Source organism: Pasteurella testudinis DSM 23072 (genome assembly GCF_900176075.1).
In the GTDB taxonomy this organism is placed as follows: Bacteria; Pseudomonadota; Gammaproteobacteria; order Enterobacterales; family Pasteurellaceae; genus Chelonobacter; species Chelonobacter testudinis.
In genome coordinates, this window is record NZ_FWWV01000046.1 from 22,643 (window position 1) to 43,749 (window position 21,107).

14 protein-coding genes are annotated in these 21,107 nt (G+C 48.9%); 5 read left to right on the forward strand and 9 right to left on the reverse strand.

From position 1 onward, the window contains the following. Positions 1-17 precede the first annotated feature (17 nt). The 3 genes from mscK to seqA are packed head-to-tail and all read right to left on the reverse strand — an operon-like array spanning position 18 to position 5,618. A complete protein-coding gene (gene mscK / locus B8880_RS11365; RefSeq protein WP_084257713.1) occupies positions 18-3,362 on the reverse strand; it encodes a mechanosensitive channel MscK in 3,345 nt (1,114 codons plus the stop codon). Positions 3,363-3,375: 13 nt separating this feature from the next. Beyond that, on the reverse strand, positions 3,376-4,956 hold the full coding sequence (gene menE, locus B8880_RS11370; RefSeq protein ID WP_084257714.1) for an o-succinylbenzoate--CoA ligase: 1,581 nt from the start codon (positions 4,954-4,956) through the stop codon (positions 3,376-3,378). A gap of 17 nt (positions 4,957-4,973) precedes the next feature. Beyond that, positions 4,974-5,618, reverse strand: coding sequence for a replication initiation negative regulator SeqA (gene seqA / locus B8880_RS11375; RefSeq protein WP_084257715.1), 645 nt, complete (start codon positions 5,616-5,618; stop codon positions 4,974-4,976). Between the two features lie 150 nt (positions 5,619-5,768). On the opposite strand from seqA, the gene B8880_RS11380 reads away from it, so the two are divergent. The 4 genes from B8880_RS11380 (at position 5,769) to fur (ending at position 8,105) form a co-directional block, all read left to right on the forward strand. Beyond that, the gene (locus tag B8880_RS11380; protein ID WP_084257716.1) at positions 5,769-6,593 is read left to right on the forward strand and encodes an alpha/beta fold hydrolase; all 825 of its coding nucleotides are present in this window, start codon (positions 5,769-5,771) and stop codon (positions 6,591-6,593) included. A 103-nt stretch (positions 6,594-6,696) separates the two neighbouring features. After that, positions 6,697-6,978: a LexA regulated protein gene (gene ybfE / locus B8880_RS11385; RefSeq protein ID WP_084257717.1), complete on the forward strand. Its 282-nt coding sequence runs from the start codon at positions 6,697-6,699 to the stop codon at positions 6,976-6,978. Between the two features lie 10 nt (positions 6,979-6,988). Next, positions 6,989-7,513, forward strand: coding sequence for a flavodoxin FldA (gene fldA / locus B8880_RS11390; protein WP_084257718.1), 525 nt, complete (start codon positions 6,989-6,991; stop codon positions 7,511-7,513). A gap of 142 nt (positions 7,514-7,655) precedes the next feature. Beyond that, entirely contained in the window at positions 7,656-8,105 is a 450-nt protein-coding gene (gene fur, locus B8880_RS11395) for a ferric iron uptake transcriptional regulator (RefSeq protein WP_084257719.1), read from the forward strand. A gap of 73 nt (positions 8,106-8,178) precedes the next feature. Here fur and ubiG read toward each other — a convergent pair whose 3' ends face one another. After that, a complete protein-coding gene (gene ubiG, locus B8880_RS11400) occupies positions 8,179-8,889 on the reverse strand; it encodes a bifunctional 2-polyprenyl-6-hydroxyphenol methylase/3-demethylubiquinol 3-O-methyltransferase UbiG (protein WP_084257720.1) in 711 nt (236 codons plus the stop codon). 231 nt (positions 8,890-9,120) lie between these two features. Here ubiG and gyrA point away from each other — a divergent pair, with 231 nt between their 5' ends. Then, on the forward strand, positions 9,121-11,778 hold the full coding sequence (gyrA, locus tag B8880_RS11405) for a DNA topoisomerase (ATP-hydrolyzing) subunit A (protein WP_084257721.1): 2,658 nt from the start codon (positions 9,121-9,123) through the stop codon (positions 11,776-11,778). Between the two features lie 101 nt (positions 11,779-11,879). Here gyrA and B8880_RS11410 read toward each other — a convergent pair whose 3' ends face one another. The 5 genes from B8880_RS11410 to thrA all read right to left on the reverse strand — a co-directional run bounded on the left by B8880_RS11410 (position 11,880) and on the right by thrA (position 20,885). Next, on the reverse strand, positions 11,880-12,971 hold the full coding sequence (locus B8880_RS11410) for a metallophosphoesterase (RefSeq protein ID WP_084257722.1): 1,092 nt from the start codon (positions 12,969-12,971) through the stop codon (positions 11,880-11,882). A gap of 98 nt (positions 12,972-13,069) precedes the next feature. Further along, positions 13,070-15,676: a bifunctional aconitate hydratase 2/2-methylisocitrate dehydratase gene (gene acnB, locus B8880_RS11415; protein WP_084257723.1), complete on the reverse strand. Its 2,607-nt coding sequence runs from the start codon at positions 15,674-15,676 to the stop codon at positions 13,070-13,072. Between the two features lie 271 nt (positions 15,677-15,947). Beyond that, positions 15,948-17,225 carry a threonine synthase gene (gene thrC / locus B8880_RS11420; protein WP_084257724.1) on the reverse strand — a complete coding sequence of 426 codons (1,278 nt, stop codon included), beginning with the start codon at positions 17,223-17,225 and terminating at the stop codon, positions 15,948-15,950. Positions 17,226-17,469: 244 nt separating this feature from the next. Then, entirely contained in the window at positions 17,470-18,414 is a 945-nt protein-coding gene (gene thrB, locus B8880_RS11425) for a homoserine kinase (protein ID WP_084257803.1), read from the reverse strand. 11 nt (positions 18,415-18,425) lie between these two features. After that, positions 18,426-20,885 carry a bifunctional aspartate kinase/homoserine dehydrogenase I gene (thrA, locus tag B8880_RS11430; protein ID WP_084257725.1) on the reverse strand — a complete coding sequence of 820 codons (2,460 nt, stop codon included), beginning with the start codon at positions 20,883-20,885 and terminating at the stop codon, positions 18,426-18,428. Positions 20,886-21,107: the final 222 nt, after the last annotated feature.

A 21,107-nucleotide genomic window follows, 5' to 3' on the forward strand; every position in this document is an offset into this window, starting at 1 on the left:
GTCTGTTCCTTTCCGTTCTATTTTTCAAGTTGCAGCTGTTCGCCGCTGATACTGTTTTTAATATACACATCTAATTGGTTAAAGGCGATATCAATATCGTTCTCTTTAAACAACTGATCAATGCGGCGATTTAAAAAATCAATGGTTTTATTGCGTTCGTTGGTCTGGTTGACATAGACCCGCAACTCATGATCCAAGGTGCTGGCGCCAAAGGTCAAAAAATAAACCAACGGTGCCGGATCTTTCAACACATACGGCGCTTCGTTCGCCGCTTGGAACAGCAATTTTCGGGTTAATTCCAAATCCGAACCGTAGGCAACGCCCACTTTGAGCACCACACGGGTGGTGGTATTGCTCAATGACCAGTTGGTTAACCGTTCGGTTACAAAGGCTTTATTCGGGACGATCACTTCTTTGCCGTCAAAATCGACAATGGTGGTCGCTCGGATCCGAATCTTGGATACCGTACCGCTAAATTCACCGATCGTCACCAAGTCGCCAATCCGTACCGGACGTTCAAACAGGATAATGATCCCCGAAACAAAGTTCGCAAAAATCTCCTGCAAACCAAACCCCAGACCAACGGAAAGTGCGGCGAACAGCCATTGCAATTTACTCCATGACATGCCCAAACTGGAAAAAGCAACACCTGCCCCCAGAGCGACAAACGCATAACTTAAAATCGTGGTGATCGCATACGGCGAGCCTTGCGATAGGCGGATTCGGGAGAAAACCAGAATTTCCAATATACCGCTCAAGTTTCGCACCATCAGATACGTTCCCCACAAAATGACTATCGAACTCAACAGGTTCAGCAAAGTCACCGATTCGACGATGGTTGATCCGTTTTCCGCAGCGGAAGTTTGTTGCCACAGGCTGACGTTATCCAAATAGTAGGCCACGCTCACGAGATCGGACCACACCCAGTAAAGCAAACCGAACAATACAATCCACAATAAAATATCGGTAATTTTGGTCACTTGCTGATTCACGGTAGAAAGCGCAATTTTTTCATCTTGCGCGTCAATCATCATATCTTCGGTGCGAAATTCGGTTTGCTCGCCACCTTCTTTTTCCCGAATCTCTTTCAAACGCCGATAAGCCAATTGCCGTGACGAAACCCGAATGGCACGGTGGGTTAATTCGCGAATATTGATCCACAAAATCAGCGCCACATAGGTATAAATAATATGTTTGATTAAGGTCAGCGCCGTATAGTAATACCCCAAACCAATCAGCACAAGCAAACTGATCGGAATCAACAGCAGCAATATCCGCAAAAATTTGAATATCCGTTGATACTTGCCCTGCTCTTCCCGCTCTGAGGAATGCCCCGTGAGCAACTCCTGATCCATGCGCTTGAGCGCATTACTGAAAGAAGGTCCGATTTGGAACAGGAAAAACAAAAGTGCGGTAATAATCAAGGCTTCGCCTAAATAATCGTTTGCAATTCCGCTTTCCTCCAAGGTGGTAAAAATAGAGGCGTTCAACAATACCACCAAAATCGGAATAGAGCGTTTTAAGCTGCTGCGAAACATTTCGTTAACGGTCGGCGAAAAATTGAAATGTTTGTGCGCAATACCGTTCGGACGCAACAACGACAAGGTAAAGGCAATAAAAAACCAAAACGCCGCCATTTTCAGCGCCCAAGGCAATAATGCCAACGGCGAATGGAAACAGAAATAAATCACCATAATCAGCCCGGAGAGAAACAGCAGCGTGCTTGGTAGCGCCAATAGCAAGGTATAAAACAGCACAATAATGGTGCGCCATTGGTTATCGCCACGCAACGTATTGATATTGCTGTTGTGTTCGCTGATTTTACGTTTAATCCAGTTTTTGCTGAACATAATGCCGCCAGCCAACAGTAATAAAAATCCGACCAAACTGCCTATCGGCAGCACATAATCGCGCCAATTGCTGAAATCCAGTAATTTCAGGATTTGATCAATTTGAAATTTCGCCATTTGCGGGAAACTGACAAACCAGTCAAAATCAATCGGACTGTTACTGCGCACCCAAAAACTCTGCTGTTCCAGTTTAGACTGCAATTCGTTACTGATGCTGATAACTTGCTGTTGGTTCGATTCGATATTGATTGCGTGGTTTAACTCGCCGTTTAACTGCGTGATCAAATCGGTCAGCAGCTTGCGCCGATCTTGTAAAATTGTGGTCAGTTGCGCTTTTTCTTCATCGCTGAATGCGGTTTTTTTGCGCTGTTCCAAATCGGCAATATAGATTGCCGGACTATACAGTGCATCGCGCCGTTCATTAGTATCAAAAATCCGTACCCGCAAATCGGTAATCCGTTTTGACAAGCCGCTGATCAGGCTGTCGGTCGGCAACGTTTGGCGCTGTTTGTTGATAATCCGCGATAAAACCAGCGTTCCCTGCAATGCACTGATTTGTTCGTCAATATTGCGTTGGGTTTGCAACAAATTATCCAGCATATTACGAATACGCAATCCGTCCTGCACCAACTGGTTGTCTTCATTGGTTTGTGCCACCAAATCCTGACTGATTTTGGTATTGAGCTGTAGCTCCTGACGGATAAAGTCGTTTTGTTTGCTGCTGTCGGTGCTCTGTTCTTGCACCGCTTGCTGTTGTGCCTGCTGTTCAGACTGCTGCAAACGCAGCTGGTTGATCCTTTCCTGCAACGCGACTTGCACCGCTTGTTGTTGCTGCTGCTCCAGTGTTTTTTCTGCCACTTCCGATTCATAGAGTGAGGTTAAACCTGAATTCCCGTTTAAACTCAATTGATTGTATTGGTTTTTCAGTTCAATCAATCGCAATTCCGCATGGTATTTATCCGCTAACGACGGGCTGACTTGCGCACTGAACAGCAATTTGTTCAATTGTTGGCTACGCGCCAGATTATCGGCAAGTGCGGTCTGCACCCGCTCCGGTGTGGCACGTTGTGTCACCAACAACGCATTCAAATTGCTCAAATCGGCTTGTAACTGCTGTAACTTGTATTCATTTTCATCGCGCAGTCGGGTCAAGTTTTCCAGGGACATCGAATCCCATGCTTTCGCCTGAGTTTCAATACTTTCCGCTTCATTCAAGCGATTTAAATTATCCTGGGTTTTTTGCAGCAAAGTGTCCGACTCATCAATGGTTTTTTGCAAGCTCGTGATATTCGCCTGCTGCTGCTCAATTTGATCCAATAAACTCAAGGTATCACGCAAATTATTCAATAATAAGGCATTATCCGGCGTTTTGTTGTCATTGCTTTCCGCGGCACTGATTGCGGCATCCAAACCGGCTTTACTCGGTAACTGGATATCCGAGGCGGACAAAACCGACGGACTGACAAAAAACAGACCCAGCACATAACATAAAATCCAAAAACGCCTTTTCATACGATCCCTTTTATTATCCCTTTTGTTGTAATTGCAGCGCCTGCAATAACGGCTTGCGCGCTATTTTAATCTGTTGGTCGCCATGGTCGTCCGTTGGCAATGGATAATACGCCACCGGCTGCTTAAAGCGCTCCAGTTTATCTTGCAACCATAACCGCACTTCTGCGACCTGTTGCGTTGAAAACGGTTGTTTGAACGTCAACATCGCAACGGGTCGATGACCGAACTCCACGTCGGCTAACGGCAACACCACCACTTGTTCAATCTGCGGGTGCTGCTGCAAAACCGCTTCAACTTCTTCCGGCTGGATATTCTCACCGCCGGAAATAAACATATTGTCAATCCGCCCCAATATCGTCAAATTGCCATCGTGCCAATGTCCTCTATCCTTAGTCTGATACCACCCCTGAGAGTTCAATAGCGAAGTGATTTTTCCGTTCTGCCAATAGCCTTTCGCCAAGCCGGCACCGCGCAGCCAAATCTCCTCGTTGCGCACGCAAAGCTCGCGCCCTTGCAGCAACCGCACTTTTGGCTGTTGCGGATCATTCCGACGGATAAAAACGGTTGACGCCATTTCGGTCATGCCGTAACCGCTAAACGTGGCTAACCCTGCGGCCTGTGCCCGCAGGCACAAGTGCGGATCGATATGTGCGCCGCCGAGCAGTACCGTTTCGGTTTTGCTTCTGACCGCACTTTTAACCGCACTTTGCGTCTGCTGCTGTTGCAAATAAGCCAAATAGCGCTGCAACTGGGTCGGCACAAGAGAAACATGGCTCGCTTCGCCGATAGCATGATAAAAATCCGCACCGCTGAAATGCAGACGAGCACCAGCGCTCAACCAGCGCCAGACGATGCCCTGCCCCGACACATGATATAACGGCAGTGACAACAACCAAGACTTGCCGTGCCCAAAATCCAAAAACGCATTCACGCCCACGGCATTTTGCCAATGCGCCCGAATATCATGCACCACCGCTTTCGGATCACCGCTGGAACCGGAAGTTAACGTCATGGTCAAACCGCATTGCCACAAGCGCGGCGAAGTGCGGTGATACGCTTTTTCGATGGACAGGTTGACCGCACTTATCATACTCCGCGCAGCTAAATAACGGATATGTCGTTTCTCGTCAGGCAAAATGCCGTTTTCAAGCCGATATGCGGCAAGATAATAATCCATTTGGTTTTGTGACAGAATGCTTGCGATTTTTTCAGCGGGAAATTGCGGATTGACCACCATCACCCTTGCACCGAGCGACAACCCCGCCAGATAGAGCAACAGCTGCAACAGACTGTTTTTTCCGATCAGCGCCAAACCTTGGTTAAGCGATACCCCTTGTGCCGCCAATTGATCCGCCAATCGGTCAACCAGCTCGAAAACGTGCCGCCAACTGAGTGCAAGTGCGGTATCGACTTCTGTCGCATTAACCACGGACAAAGACGACAAAAGCAAGTCAGAATCGCTGTTCTCACTTGCTATGTTCTCACTTACGTTGTTCTCGCTTATTATTTTTTCGCCTGCATTTTCAAGCGGATAATGAATGGCACAGCGTTTTTCTTCCGTTAGTTGCAAAAGGCTGGCGATAATGTCCTTCATGGCTATGCAAAAAATGGCTAGGCCGAAAAATACGATCTCACTTCATCTACCAATTCCGTCGGTAAATGCATTGAGGTCATTGCGCCTTCCAACATCAGCATTTTACGTTGGCTATTGGTGTTGGTGATCACCCAATACGGGGTTTCCGGAATCTGTTTCGGTTTGGTGTGGTTACCGGATTGCAGCAATGTTGCTTCATCGCGGGCAAAATAAACCCGCGTCCGGCCTTGCAGGGATTCGGTCGCTTGGGCAAAACTTTCCGGATTGGCGCGGTAAAGTGCGGTCAGAATCATCAAAAAACGCATCACGCCTTTGCTTTCTTGCCGGAAGGCTTCCGATTGCAACACGTTGCTCAACCGTGTCACTACACGCTGAATCGCTTCCTCCGATTGTTTTTTCGGCGGCGCAACTTCCGTTTGCGCAGGCGCTACCGCTTTGACGCTGTCGGTATTCACCGGATTCGCCGCTTGTTCCGCCGCTTTCATGCTCTCTTGTTTGAGCAATGCACTGTTATCAACCGCCCGACTTTCTTCCTTAAGCATATTCTTGGGCGAAGACAAATTTAAAAGACGACGCAAAATATCAGAAGCACTCTCACCGATAGAGCGGGTATTCGCGGCAATGTACTGATAAAGCTCTTCATCAACTTCAATAATTTTCATCTTTATCTCCTTCCGTTTTTCTTTTGTTTGTGCCATCAGCGCTCATTTGCCTTTTTTAAAGCCTGTTACAAACAGACGGCTTGATCCTGAGGGTAATTTAGCACATTATAATCGCTTAATTAAGATTAAACTATGACTTAGCGACAGCAAATGACTGAAAATCCATTATTAAATTACCGGTTGCAACAACCAACCCAACCATTACGACAACCGACAGCGTCATCACAAGACGATGACCGCACGTTGCCGACGTTGGTTTTCTTACACGGACTGTTCGGTGATCTGAATAATTTGGGCGTGATCGCGCGTGCTTACGCCGACCGCTTTCCGCTGTTGCGGGTCGATCTGCGCAATCACGGCCACTCTTTCCATGTCGATGAAATGGATTACGAATTGATGGCAAATGATGTTATCCGCCTGATCCGTCATTTAACGTTGGATCGCATAATCTTGATCGGACATTCCATGGGCGGTAAAACCGCGATGAAAATCGCCTCCCTGATCCCCGAGCAAGTGGAAAAACTGGTGGTGTTGGATATTGCGCCGGTGGCTTACGGAGAGCACCATCACGATGATGTTTTTGCGGCGTTAATGGCGGTGCAAGCTGCCCGCCCGTCCAGCCGACAGCAAGCAAAACCGATTTTACAGCAATATATCCAAACGGAAGGCATTCAACAATTTATGCTGAAATCCTTTGCGCCGCAGTCGCCGCAATCTTTTTTATTCAACCTGACCGCACTTTACCGTAACTATCCCAAGCTGATGGACTGGCAAAGCATTTATTGCACAACGCCGACCTTATTTATCAAGGGTGGACGTTCAAACTATATTTTGCCGCAATATAAAGACACGGTTTTAGCCCAACTGCCGAACGCCACTTCCTTTACGATCAGCCAAGCGGCGCACTGGATCCACTCCGACAGCCCGGAATTGGTGATTAAAACGATTAACCGCTTCTTAAATTTGGCTGAGTAATGATTCGGTTGGGTAATTTATCTTTAAAACAAATTATGCTATAGTGCGCCAACTTAACAATGGCTTATCATTCTCAATTAAAAACAGTTATCGAATTTGGTTTATGGCAAAACAAGAAGCAGATTGCATCACCTTGGATCTATTCCACAATCTACCCAAAGTTGGGCGGCCGAAAACCAACCCGTTAAGCCGGGAACAGCAAGCACGCATCAATAAACGCAACCAGTTGCGCCGTGATCGCGCTTGCGGTTTAAAACGGGTCGAGCTGAAATTACATACCGCTCTTATCGAACGTTTACAACAACTGGCGAACGAGTGTGATCTGAGCAGGGCACAACTGATTGAGAATATACTGACCGAATACTTAGAACAACAGCAAAAATAGGATACAAAACATGGCACTGGTTGGCTTATTTTATGGCAGCGATACTGGCAACACCGAAAATATCGCAAAAATGATCCAGAAGAAATTGGGCGATAATCTGGTTGATATTCGCGACATCGCTAAAAGCAGCAAAGAAGATATCGAAGCCTACGATTTTATCCTGATCGGCATTCCGACTTGGTACTACGGCGAAGCGCAAGCCGATTGGGACGATTTTTTCCCGACGTTGGAAGAGATCGACTTCACGGATAAAATCGTGGGTATTTTCGGTTGCGGCGATCAAGAAGATTATGCCGAATATTTCTGTGATGCCATGGGCACGGTACGCAATATTATCGAGCCGCACGGCGCTACCATCGTCGGGCATTGGCCGACCGAAGGCTATAGTTTCGAAGCCTCACAAGCGCTGGTGGACGGCAATACGTTCGTCGGTCTGTGCATCGACGAAGATCGCCAGCCGGAATTGACCGAACAACGTGTCAGTGCGTGGGCAAAACAAATTTACGATGAAATGTATTTGGCGGAATTAGTCTAATCGCTCTCGCCTATCAGAATTATTTTGAGCCACTATTTGCAATTGATAAGTATTCCACATAGAATACAGGGAATATATCAATTTGTAGCGACTTAATACATTTCCGATCCGATTCACGATAGCTATCCGATACGAGGTTAACATGTCTGAAGACAACATCAAATTATTAAAAAAAGCCGGTTTGAAAATCACCGAACCGCGCTTGAAAATTCTGTCCTTAATGCAGAATCACCATAATACCGAATATCAGCATTTCTCTGCGGAAGATATCTACAAAATGTTGCTGGAACAAGGCGAAGAGATCGGTTTGGCCACGGTTTACCGTGTCTTGAATCAATTCGATGAAGCCGATATTTTGACCCGCCACAATTTTGAAGGCAACAAATCGGTGTTTGAACTGGCGCCGGTCGATCACCATGATCACATTATCTGCATGGATTGCGGCAAGGTGATTGAGTTCAGCGATGACGTGATCGAAAAGCGCCAACGCGAAATCAGTAAAGAGTTCGGGATTCAGCTGGAAAACCACAGCTTGTATCTATACGGCAAGTGTAACAACATCAAAAACTGCGACGAACCGAACAAAAAATAAGCTTTCCTAGATTCGATTCTAACCGCACTTGCTGCTCAATCTGGCAAGTGCGGTTTCTGTTATTCATAGCAAACTACTTTTTCCGCACAGTCGCCATATAATTGGCGCTGACATCGTGATTCAGCCAAAACTTACCGCTCAACGGATTGTAGTGATACCCTGCCATATCAAAACAGTGCAACTCGGCTTGATCGCACCAATTGACCAGTTCCGCCGGTTTGATAAACTTGTCGTAATCGTGCGTACCTTTCGGCAGCATTTGCAACACATATTCCGCCCCGACCACCACCAACGCCCACGCTTTCAACGTGCGGTTTATGGTGGAAAAAAACAGCACGCCGTCGTCTTTCAGCAAGGCTTGGCAACTGTTCACCACCGCAGCGGGATCAGGCACATGCTCCAGCATTTCCATACAGGTGATCACATCAAATTTTTCCGCTGGCGTTTGCTGCAATTCGGCTAAAAAATCTTCTATCGTGGTCTGGCGGTAATCAATCTGCAAACCGTTTTCGACTGCATGATCGCGTGCGATCTGCAACGGTTGCGGCGACATATCAATGCCCGTCACCTGCGCCCCCTGCCGCGCCATGCTTTCCGACAGAATACCGCCGCCGCAGCCCACGTCCAGCACCCGTTTGCCGAACAAACCGTCCGCTTGGCGCAAAATGTAATCCAAGCGCAACGGATTCAAGCGGTGGATCGGCTTGAAATCCCCTTGCGGATCCCACCAACTTTGCGCCATTTTGGCGAATTTTTCGATTTCTTGTTGATCGACGTTTTGCATTTTAGCCTGCTTCTCAAATAATGAATAAAAACCGCACTTTGCCGATTTTTATCAGTGCGGAAATCGGTTTCTCATTATGCAGAATTATTAATAGAAATTCACTATAAAATTAGGGAAAGAAAGGGCTTTATGCTATAATTCACAAACTTTTGATTAACGGTTTTATTTAGGTTTTCTCTGGGTTAAAACCGTTTTTTGCGCTTTACATTCAGTCAATTAGGAAATATTTGCATGAGCGAATTAGCAAGTGACATCTCCCCCGTCAATATTGAAGAAGAACTAAAATCCTCCTACCTCGATTACGCCATGTCGGTGATTGTCGGACGTGCATTGCCCGATGTGCGTGACGGTTTGAAACCGGTTCACCGCCGTGTGCTTTTCGCGATGAATGTCGGCGGTTACGACTACAATAAACCGTACCGCAAATCCGCCCGTGTGGTCGGTGATGTGATCGGTAAATACCACCCGCACGGCGACAGTGCGGTGTATGACACCATTGTGCGCATGGCACAGCCGTTTTCATTGCGTTACATGTTGGTGGACGGGCAGGGCAACTTCGGTTCGATTGACGGCGACTCGGCGGCGGCAATGCGTTATACCGAAGTCAGAATGACCAAAATCGCCCATTCGATGTTAGCGGATTTAGAGAAGGAAACCGTTGATTTCGTACCGAACTACGACGGCTCGGAACAGATTCCCGACGTGCTGCCGACCCGAATTCCGGCGTTGCTGGTCAACGGCTCCAGCGGGATTGCGGTCGGTATGGCAACCAATATTCCGCCGCACAATTTGGGCGAAGTGATCGACGGCTGTCTGGCTTATATCGACAACAACGAGATTACCATTGACGAATTGATGACCTATATTCCGGGGCCGGATTTCCCGACGGCGGCGATTATCAACGGTCGCAAAGGGATTGAAGACGCCTACAAAACCGGACGCGGCAAAATTTATGTGCGTGCCCGAGCGGAAGTGGAAACCGATGCCAAAGGCAAAGAAACCATTATCGTGCATGAGATCCCGTATCAGGTCAACAAAGCCCGTTTGATTGAAAAAATCGCCGATTTGGTGAAAGAGAAAAAAGTCGAGGGTATCAGTGCGCTGCGTGACGAATCCGACAAAGACGGTATGCGGATCGTGATTGAAATCAAACGTGATGCGGTCGGCGAAGTGGTGTTGAACAACCTCTATTCCTTAACCCAACTGCAAGTCACCTTCGGTATCAATACCGTCGCCCTTGACCACGGACAGCCGAAGTTATTGAATTTAAAACAATTAATCGAAGCCTTTGTGTTACACCGCCGTGAAGTGGTGACACGCCGCACGGTATTCGAATTGCGCAAAGCCCGTGAACGGGCGCATATTTTGGAAGGGTTGGCGATTGCGTTGGCGAATATCGATCCGGTGATCGAACTGATCCGTCAAGCACCGACCCCAAGCGCCGCCAAAGAGGGTTTGTTATCGCAAGCATGGCAGCTCGGCAACGTGGCGGCAATGTTGGAAGCGACCGGCGTAGACAGCGCCCGTCCGGAAGATTTGGCGCCTGAATACGGCATTCGCGATAACCTTTACTATCTGACCGAAGTGCAGGCGCAAGCGATCTTGGATTTGCGTTTACACCGTTTGACCGGACTAGCGCACGACGAACTGCTGAACGAATATAAAGAGAAATTGACCATTATCGCCGGTTTGCTGTATATCTTGAACACCCCTGAACGCTTAATGGAAGTGATTCGTGACGAGTTGAACGAAATCAGACAACAGTTTAGCGATCCGCGCCGCACCGAAATCACCGCTAGCTCGGCAGACATCAATCTGGAAGATCTGATTGCGCCGGAAGATGTGGTGGTCACATTGTCGCACGAGGGTTATGTCAAATATCAACCGCTCTCCGACTATGAAGCGCAGCGGCGCGGCGGCAAAGGCAAATCCGCCACTAAGATGAAAGAAGAAGACTTTATCGAGCGTCTGCTGGTTGCCAACACCCACGACACGATTTTATGCTTCTCCAGTCGCGGACGGCTATACTGGCTGCGTGTCTTCCAATTGCCGCAAGCCAGCCGCGGTGCGCGCGGTCGCCCGATCGTCAATATTCTACCGTTACAGCCGGACGAACGCATTACCGCGATTCTGCCGGTCGCCGAATACGCCGAGAACAAATATATCTTTATGGCAACCGCCAGCGGCACGGTGAAGAAAACCGCCCTGACCGAGTTCAGCCGTCCGCGTTCCAGCGGCTTAATCGCCATTAATCTGCGTGACAACGATGAGCTGATCGGCGTTGACATCACCGAAGGCGACAACGAAATCATGCTGTTCTCGTCTCAAGGCCGCGTGGTGCGTTTCAGCGAAGAAGCGGTGCGCCCGATGGGACGGACGGCAACAGGGGTTCGCGGAATCAAGTTAGCCCTAAGCAACGACTTAAGCGATGATGAAACGGATAACGACGACAACACCAACGACGATTTGGAAACCGCACTTGATCTGAATATAGACAAAGTGGTTTCGCTGGTCGTACCGAAAAGCGACGGCGCAATCCTGACCGCCACGCAAAACGGTTTCGGCAAACGCACCAAGTTGGAAGAGTACCCGACCAAATCGCGTAACACCAAAGGCGTGATCTCAATTAAAGTGAGCGAACGCAATGGTAAAGTGGTTGCGGCGGTTCAGGTGGAAGACAGCGATCAAATCATGCTGATCACCGACGCCGGCACACTGGTTCGCACCCGTGTCAGCGAAGTCAGCACCGTTGGCCGTAACACGCAAGGCGTGCGCCTGATCCGCACCGCCGAAGACGAACACGTTGTCGGTTTGGAAAAAATCTGTGATTTGGACGAGGAAGATTCGGAAGTTACGGAAACGGAAATAACGGAAAACATCACCGAATAACGCCATGCCACAATAGACAAAGAGCGGTTTGATGCCGCTCTTTTTATTTATCCAATTCCCGTCAACCTCAAAAGTGCGGTTTGAGCTAAGCGCGGTTTGAGCTAACGGTTAATATCAATAATCATCACTTCCGATTGCGATCCGATACGGAACGGGATTCCCCAGAAGCCGTAGCCGGAGGTGACAAAAAAGTGGTGCTCGTTCAGATTTAAGTAGCCGTGATCCAGCGGATAAAGCAGTCCCGTAATCAAATTCGCCGGAAAAATTTGCCCTTTATGTGCATGACCGGACACTTGCAGATCAAGCGGCAACGCTGCGTTTTCTAAAATTTCATCGGGTCGGTGATCCAGCAAAATACGAAAACGGTTATCGTCAGGCAACTGCGCCAGCAATTTGTCCAACGGCAAACGTTGTTTATCCAAGCGATCATTGCGCCCGACCACCACAAAACGGTTATCAATCAGCACCGCTTCATCAGCCAGCACCGTTATGCCGGCTTTTACCAGCTCTTGATAAATCTGTTGCTGTGCGCCAAAAAAATCGTGGTTGCCGAGCGTGGCATATACCCCCAGCGGCGCTTTAATCGCTTGCAAATGCGGTTGCATATTATCCGCGAGGTACGATTCGACATTATCGTCCATAATATCGCCCGGCAGCAGGATAATATCCACCTGTTGCTGTTGTAACACCGTCGCCAGCTTATCCAGCTGTTTAGCGCCGAACCATTCTCCTAAATGCAGATCGCTGACCAAGCCGATACGCAAACTGCCCTGCAATTTCTCGCTTTGGATCGCGTAATGTTTCACATAAGGCGTGTAGGCGTTGTAAAGTCCCAAACCGACTACCGCCGCCAACATCAACGGCGCGGTAAGGCGGACGGCAGCGGCTAACCGCACTTCGCTCACAAATTTGCGGAGTGATAAACGCACAATCCATAAGCCAACGGTGATCATAAAGGCATACGCCAGCACAAACAGAATAAAGGCGTTGAGGCGGTATAACGGAAAAATCCGGCTCATGGTCAGCAGCATGAGCACATTCGGAACAATCCATAAACCTAAACTCATCGCTAAACCGCACTTTTTGCCTAGATAAGGCTTGAGCTGCCATTTCAGGCCGCGATTGACCGCATAGATAAACAGTTGTGCGGTCAGAAAAACAATTCCGAAAATAATAAGGTAACGTGGCGGCATAATGCTATTCCCATCGTATTAAAAAAATAAGCAAAGAAAATCCCCTGACATGGTCAACGCTCAGGGGATTGGTGAATTATACAGATTAAATCGGATTTTTATACTGCCGTTTGAAAAATAACCTCATCGGCTTTTTTTACATAGCTGTTGATTTGGTCAAAGTTCATATAGCGGTAAGTGTCGTCTTTATCCACCTGCAAATCCGCCGCATAATCCAAATATTCGGCTACGCTCGGCAACCGTCCGAGCAGCGCGGCAATCGCCGCCAGTTCGGCAGACGCCAGATAAACATTCGCGCCCTGTCCCAGACGGTTCGGGAAATTACGCGTCGAGGTCGAAACCACCGTTGCACCGCTTGCCACCCGTGCCTGATTACCCATACACAGCGAGCAACCCGGCATTTCCATTCTGGCACCGCTCTTGCCGAAAATGCTGTAGTAGCCCTCTTCGGTCAGCAAAGCGGCGTCCATTTTGGTCGGCGGGGCAATCCATAAACGGGTCGGAATCACCTCTTTGAATTTATCCAGTAATTTTCCGGCGGCACGGAAATGCCCGATGTTGGTCATGCAAGAGCCGATAAAGACCTCGTCGATTTTATCGCCTGCGACTTCGGACAGTTTGCGCGCATCATCAGGATCGTTCGGCGCACACAGAATCGGTTCTTTGATCTCGTCCAGATTGATTTCAATCACCGCCGCATATTCCGCATCGGCATCAGCTTCCATTAATTGCGGATTTGCCAACCACGCCTGCATTCCTTTAATCCGGCGCTCAATCGTACGGACATCACCGTAACCTTCGGCAATCATCCATTTCAACAGGGTGATATTGGAATTGAGGTATTCGATAATCGGTTCTTTATCCAATTTAATCGTACAAGCCGCCGCCGAGCGCTCCGCCGACGCGTCTGACAATTCGAACGCCTGCTCGATTTTCAGATTTTCCAAGCCTTCGATCTCTAAAATACGGCCTGAGAAAATATTTTTCTTCCCTTTTTTCTCCACCGTCAGCAAGCCTTGCTGAATCGCATAATACGGAATCGCATGCACCAAATCGCGCAGGGTAATGCCCGGCTGCATTGTGCCGCTGAAACGCACCAACACCGACTCCGGCATATCCAACGGCATTACGCCGGTTGCCGCCGCAAACGCTACCAAACCCGAGCCTGCGGGGAACGAAATTCCTATCGGGAAACGGGTATGCGAATCGCCGCCCGTACCAACGGTATCCGGCAGCAACATCCGGTTTAACCACGAGTGGATAATACCGTCACCCGGGCGCAGTGAAACGCCGCCGCGATTCATAATAAAGTCAGGCAACGTGTGGTGTGTGGTGACATCAACCGGTTTCGGGTAAGCGGCGGTATGGCAGAACGATTGCATCACCAGATCGGTTGAGAAACCCAAACAGGCCAAATCTTTCAATTCGTCGCGAGTCATCGGACCGGTGGTGTCCTGCGAGCCGACCGATGTCATTCGCGGTTCGCAATATTGTCCCGGACGGATACCCTCGACGCCGCAGGCACGACCGACCATTTTTTGCGCCAGCGTAAAACCTTTATCGCTCTGTTCGGTGGCTTTCGGTTTGGCAAACACGTCATTTTCCGGTAAGCCCAGTTCACAGCGCGCCTTATGGGTCAAGCCCCGTCCGATAATCAGCGGAATCCGTCCGCCGGCACGCACTTCGTCCAATAACACATTGGTTTTTAAGCTGAATTCCGCCAACACCTGATCGCTGCCGTGCTTGCAGATTTTGCCTTGATACGGATAAATGTCGATCACATCGCCCATTTCCAGATTATTGACATCAACCTCAATCGGCAGCGCACCGGCATCTTCTAAGGTATTAAAGAAAATCGGTGCGATTTTGCTGCCCAACACCACACCGCCGGCTCGTTTATTCGGCACAAACGGAATATCATCGCCCATAAACCATAACACCGAATTGGTTGCCGATTTGCGTGACGATCCGGTGCCGACCACATCGCCGACATAAGCCAGCGGAAAGCCTTTTTGTTTCAACGCCTCGATTTGTTTAATCGGGCCGATAACACCGGCTTCATCAGGCTGAATACCTTCGCGTTCATTTTTCAGCATGGATAACGCGTGCAGCGGAATATCCGGGCGTGACCACGCATCTTGCGCCGGAGAAAGATCATCAGTGTTGGTTTCGCCGGTGACTTTAAACACGGTAACGGTGATTTTTTCGGCTAATTTCGGGCGTGATAAATACCATTCGGCGTCCGCCCAAGATTGCAGGATTTGTTTGGCGTAAACGTTACCTGCATTGGCTTTTTCAACCACATCGTGGAAATTGTCAAACATCAATAACGTGAACGAAAGTGCGGTCGCCGCCAACGGCGCCAGCTTTTCATTATCCAGCGCTTTGAGCAACGGCTCGATATTGTAACCGCCCTGCATCGTCCCCAACAACTCAACCGCTCTTTCCGCGGAAATCAGCGGCGAACTGACATCGCCGCCGACCAACGCCGACAAAAATGAGGCTTTCACATATGCCGCTTCATCAACACCGGCAGGCACACGGTTTTCAAATAATTCCACCAGAAAATCTTCTTCGCCATTCACTGGTTTTTTTAGTAATTCGACTAGCTGTGCGGTTTGCTCGGCATCCAACGGCTTGGCAACCACGCCTTGTTGTTGCCGTTCCGCAACGTGAGCTCGATAATGGGTTAAGAAATCTGACATCATTACACCTCGTCATTGTGATAGTGAGTAAGTAGAGTAAATCGCGCTTGGCTAACAACAGACATTCGCCGCATCTATTGTTATTAAATTGTTACATATTACACCCTCTGTGTTTGTCTGCCACCACTTTATTTGAATTCTTTGGGCTAGATCAAGGATTTTTTGGCTTTAACGGCAAAAGTGCGGTTGCAAACCGCACTTTCCGTACAAGTCGTTATCGGATAAAACAAAAGCGAACCTTTCGGCTCGCTTTTCGTTAAATGGTTTCAACCTATTTTTTCAACAAATATGCTCTCAACAAACTGAAATCGTTATCCATTTCATCGGACAACAGCGGCAATTTGTTGTGTTTGTCCAACGCTGGCGGTAACGGCAGATCCAAATTCAGAATCCGATCAACACTCTCTTTGAATTTCGCAGGGTGGGCGGTGCAGAGGAAGATACCGGTTTCACCGGCTTGCAGATCCGCACTTAAGGTATCGTAAGCAATCGCGCCGTGCGGTTCGCACAGGTAGCCTTTGGCTTGCATGGCTTGAAGTGCAGTTTCGGTTTCGGCATCGCTGCGGGCAAATGAGTGCAGCTCGTTTAAATGCCAGTTGTTGCGTTTGAAAATCTCTTCCACCCGCGGCCAATTGTTCGGGCGGCTCACGTCCATCGCATTGGATAAGGTGGCGACGGTGGCGTTCGGCTGCCACTGACCGCTCTTTAAGTAACGCGGCACGGTGTCGTTGGCGTTGGTCGAGGCGATAAAGCGTTTAATCGGCAAGCCCAACCATTTGGCAATTAATCCGGCGGTCAAGTTACCGAAATTGCCGCTCGGCACGGAAACCACCACGTTATCACGTTTTTCTTGCTGCAGTTGCGCCACCGCTTCAAAGTAATAGCACACCTGCGCCAATAAACGGCTGATGTTGATCGAGTTGGCGGAATTCAAACCGATTGCCTCACGCAATGCTTGATCGTCAAACGCCTTTTTGACTAACGCTTGGCAATCGTCAAAATCGCCGTTAATCGCCACGGTGCTGATATTGCCGCCCAAGGTGCAGAACAATTTTTCTTGCAACGGGCTGATTTTGCCTTTCGGATACAGAATCACCACTTCAATGTTGTCTAACCCGTGGAAAGCGTGCGCTACCGCAGCGCCGGTATCGCCGGAAGTGGCGGTCAGAATGGTGATTTTGCCTTCGCCGCGAATCGCCGCTAACGTGCGTGCCATAAAGCGTCCGCCGAAATCTTTAAATGCCAAGGTTGGACCGTGAAACAGCTCCAACGCATAAATATTTTCTTCCACCTTAACCAACGGTGCAGGGAATGTGAACGCATCGCTGATGATTTGATTTAATACCGCACTTGGCAATTCTTCGCCGATTAAGGCAGCCAAAATCGCTTGGCTACGTTCCACCAACGGCAGTTCCAGCAAGGCTTCAACATTGTCTAATTGTGGGATCACTTCTGGGAAGAACAACCCTTGGTTTTTGCCTAACCCTTGGCGCACCGCTTGCGCGAAATTCACCTGCTCTTCCGGATGCTTGATATTGTATAAATTCATTAAAAAATCCTTTAATTATGATTTGGTGCTCACTTGTTCAGCGAGGCAATGTAGGGACGGATTGCATATCTGCCCAGATTATTAACAAAGTTATTAATGAGCTAAGCAGGGGCGGATTGTATATCCGCCCGTATACGAAGCTCGATATAGGCACTTAATCACTAAAGGAAAAATGCAAAGTGCGGTTCGGGCGGATATACAATCCGCCCCTACTTTGTCGCGTTCAAAAAGCCGTAACATGTTATTAGTCTAGCAGTCTTGCACCTTGATTATCAACCTGACAAACATGGACAAAGCCTTCGTTATTTTGTAAATAATTGTTTTCCAAATAGGTTGCCACTTTGCTCGCGGTGGTTAAATCCGGTGCAATCGCAAAAATGGTCGGGCCTGAGCCGGAAATGCCGGTTGCCAGCGCGCCCAAATCACGACAGCCTTGTTTGACATTATCATAATTCGGCAATAGCTGCTCACGGTACGGCTCGGCGATCACATCTTTCATCATCAATGCCGCCAGACTCTCCTGATGGGTGTGGCAGGCGTGTACGAAACTGCCCAAATAGCGCCCGTGATCGATCACGTCCTGACGGCTGTAGCTCTTCGGCAGAATCGCACGCGCTTCGGCAGTAGAAACCTCAATCCCCGGATACGCCAGCACCCAATACCATTGGTCGAAAAACGGCAGAGTTTGACTGATGTTGCCCAGCGACTGCACCATCAACTGCACGCCGCCCAAAAAGCACGGCGCAACGTTATCATAGTGAATCGAGCCGGAAATCCTTCCTTCCAGTTCGCCCATCATTTCCAACAATTCCATTTTGGAAAACGGCTCTTGGTGAAATTTATTCAACGCCACCAACGCCGCCACGATCGAGCAGGCGCTGGAGCCCAAGCCTGATCCGATCGGCATATTTTTTTCCAACGTCAAGCGCAGTGACCGCACTTTGCTGTTGCGCAGTTTTAACCGCTCGCTGAACAACACATAGGCTTGATACACGATATTTTTCTGCGGCTCTTTCGGCAATTTGCGCACGAAATAACCGGCGCTTTCCAGCTCGAATCCGTCGGCGATCGCTTCAATCTGCACCACATCGCCCAATAACGAACCGTCAATCGGCGAAATCGCCGCCCCCAGCGTGTCGAAACCGACGCTGACATTGGCGCTGGAGGCTGGGGCATATACTCTCAACATATCTTGAGCCATTAGTTGCCGCCTCCGTTTTGCAGGGTACGCAGAATATCGGCGAAAATACCGGCTGCGGTCACATCGTTACCGGCGCCGTAGCCGCGCAGCAACAGCGGAATCGGGTTGTAATAACGGGTATAAAATGCCAGCGCATTCTCGCCGTTTTTTACTTTGTATAACGGGTTATCGCCGTCCACTGCCGCAATCGACACTTTACATTTACCGTGGTCTAACCGTCCGACATAGCGCAATACTTGTCCCTTTGCCGTGGCATCAGCGACACGTTGCGTAAATTCCGCATCTAACTCTGGCAATTGCGCCATAAACTCCGCCACGTTTTTCCCCTCGGCAAAACCTTGCGGCAACACCCCTTCCACTTCGACGTCGCTCAGCTCCAACATCAAGCCGTTTTCACGGGCAATGATCAACAATTTGCGCGCCACATCGCTGCCGGACAGATCATCGCGCGGATCCGGCTCGGTGAAGCCTTTTTCTTTGGCAAGTGCGGTCGCTTGCGACAGGCTCAAGCCCTCTTCCAGTTTGCCGAAAATAAAGGATAGTGAACCAGACAAAATACCGTCGAACTGCAACACTTCGTCCCCTGCCGCCAACAATTTCTGCAGGTTGTCGATCACCGGCAAACCGGCGCCGACATTGGTATCGTACATAAATTTGCGCTGATTTTGCGCCGCCACCGCTCTTAAACGCAAGTAGTAATCTACATCGGAAGTATTGGCTTTTTTGTTCGGCGTCACCACATGGAAACCCGCACTTAAGAAGCTCACATATTGATTGGCGATTTCCTGATTTGAAGTGCAGTCCACTAACACAGGATTGACCAGATTATTATCCTGAACAAATTTCACCAAACGCTCAACCGAATATTCACCGTCCGCCTGCGCCAATTGTTCACGCCAGCGGTTCAAACTCAGCGGCTGTTCACTCAATAATAAATGCTTGGAATTCGCCAAGCCGTAAACGCGAATTGCGATATTCTTTTTTTCCAGATACTCGGTTTGGCGCTGAATTTGATCAACCAGTTCGCCGCCGACGCCACCGGTGCCGACCACAAACACATCAACCACTTGATGATGGGTAAACAGCGCACGGTGCGTGGCTTTGACCGCCTGCACCGATTTATTTTGCGGCACGACGGTGGAAATCGAACGTTCGGAAGAACCTTGTGCGATCGCCACAATATTGATGTTGGCTTTGGCAAGTGCGGTAAAGAAACGCGCAGCGATACCTTTGGCTTTCTTCATACCGTCGCCGACAACGGACACAATCGACAAATTGTCGCTGACCTCCAACGGTTCGAGCTGTTTATGTTCCAATTCATAGGCAAATTCTTGTTCCAACGCGTGTTTTGCCACGACGGAAGATTTGCTCGGCACGCAAAAACTGATACTGTATTCAGATGAAGACTGAGTAATCAAAATTACCGAAATACCGGCTTTCGACATGGTAGAGAACACGCGCGCCGCCATGCCGACCATGCCCTGCATACCCGGCCCGGAAATATTGAACATCGATACGTTGTCCAAATTGGTGATCCCTTTCACCTGCAAACTGTCGGATTTCACGTCGTTATTGATATATGTGCCCGGTGCGTCCGGATTGGCGGTATTTTTAATCACGCAAGGAATGCTGCATCTGACCAGCGGCCCGATGGTGCGCGGGTGAATCACTTTCGCCCCGAAATAGGACAGCTCCATCGCCTCTTGGTAGGACAAGCTGTCCAACAGACGGGCATCGTGCACCAAACGCGGATCGCAGGTGTAAACACCGTCTACGTCCGTCCAAATTTCACAGTAATCGGCATCTAAACATGCCGCCAGCACCGCCGCCGAATAATCGGAACCGTTGCGCCCCAACAATACCAGCTCGCCTTGTTCGTTACCGGCAGTAAAACCCGCCATCAGCACGATATTTTGTTTCGGAATAGAAGCGGCATCGACACGCGGCTTGGATTTGCTGATGCTGACCGAAGATTCCAAATAAGAGCCTTTGGCGACCAGTTTTTCCACCGGATCGATTTGCGTGACTTGATAGCCTTTAGCCTCAAACCAAGCTTTCATCATCGCAATCGACAGCTTTTCACCACGACATAAAATGGTCGCATTCACACTGTCCGGGCAACGCCGGTTGCGCTGGATATCGTTTAACGTGCTTTTCAATTGGGTGAATTCGTTGTCAATAACTTGCAGAAGAGTGATTTTGTCGAGTTTGGGATTGGCTTGGTGCAAACCATCGATGATGCGGTAGAAAATATGGAGGGCTTCGTTAAAATCTTGCTCAAAGGCTTCGCCGCCACTGGCTTTTTCCACCAACGCCACCAGATAGTTGGTGATTTTCGCCGGTGCCGACAGCACGCCCGCCGCCTGATCGTTCAAATGCGCCTGTTCGATCAAACCGGCAGCCTGTAAAAACCGCTCCGGATTCGCCAGCGACGTTCCGCCAAATTTAAGCACTCGCATAATTGTTCTCCTGATTGTTATTTAATGTCGTGTTAATTTTAAATATTAAAAAACCCGCACTTGATGGGTGCGGGTTCTTCTGATTTCGTTATGTAACACTAACCCGCCACGAACTTACGCATGGTAATCATCATAATGGTGGTGGTCATAGTGTTGTTTTGCATGATTTGGTTAAATTTTCAAAATTTTTGATGTGATAGAAATACAGAATTTCGCTAATAT

Bases quoted from the DNA above. Each gene is read 5' to 3' on its own strand.
- B8880_RS11380 (WP_084257716.1), top strand. From the start codon at position 5,769: ATGACTGAAAATCCATTATTAAATTACCGGTTGCAACAACCAACCCAA.
- thrB (WP_084257803.1), bottom strand. From the start codon at position 18,414: ATGTTGAGAGTATATGCCCCAGCCTCCAGCGCCAATGTCAGCGTCGGT.
- menE (WP_084257714.1), bottom strand. From the start codon at position 4,956: ATGAAGGACATTATCGCCAGCCTTTTGCAACTAACGGAAGAAAAACGC.
- B8880_RS11410 (WP_084257722.1), bottom strand. From the start codon at position 12,971: ATGCCGCCACGTTACCTTATTATTTTCGGAATTGTTTTTCTGACCGCA.
- fldA (WP_084257718.1), top strand. From the start codon at position 6,989: ATGGCACTGGTTGGCTTATTTTATGGCAGCGATACTGGCAACACCGAA.
- gyrA (WP_084257721.1), top strand. From the start codon at position 9,121: ATGAGCGAATTAGCAAGTGACATCTCCCCCGTCAATATTGAAGAAGAA.
- ubiG (WP_084257720.1), bottom strand. From the start codon at position 8,889: ATGCAAAACGTCGATCAACAAGAAATCGAAAAATTCGCCAAAATGGCG.
- mscK (WP_084257713.1), bottom strand. From the start codon at position 3,362: ATGAAAAGGCGTTTTTGGATTTTATGTTATGTGCTGGGTCTGTTTTTT.
- thrC (WP_084257724.1), bottom strand. From the start codon at position 17,225: ATGAATTTATACAATATCAAGCATCCGGAAGAGCAGGTGAATTTCGCG.
- seqA (WP_084257715.1), bottom strand. From the start codon at position 5,618: ATGAAAATTATTGAAGTTGATGAAGAGCTTTATCAGTACATTGCCGCG.
- acnB (WP_084257723.1), bottom strand. From the start codon at position 15,676: ATGTCAGATTTCTTAACCCATTATCGAGCTCACGTTGCGGAACGGCAA.
- fur (WP_084257719.1), top strand. From the start codon at position 7,656: ATGTCTGAAGACAACATCAAATTATTAAAAAAAGCCGGTTTGAAAATC.
- ybfE (WP_084257717.1), top strand. From the start codon at position 6,697: ATGGCAAAACAAGAAGCAGATTGCATCACCTTGGATCTATTCCACAAT.
- thrA (WP_084257725.1), bottom strand. From the start codon at position 20,885: ATGCGAGTGCTTAAATTTGGCGGAACGTCGCTGGCGAATCCGGAGCGG.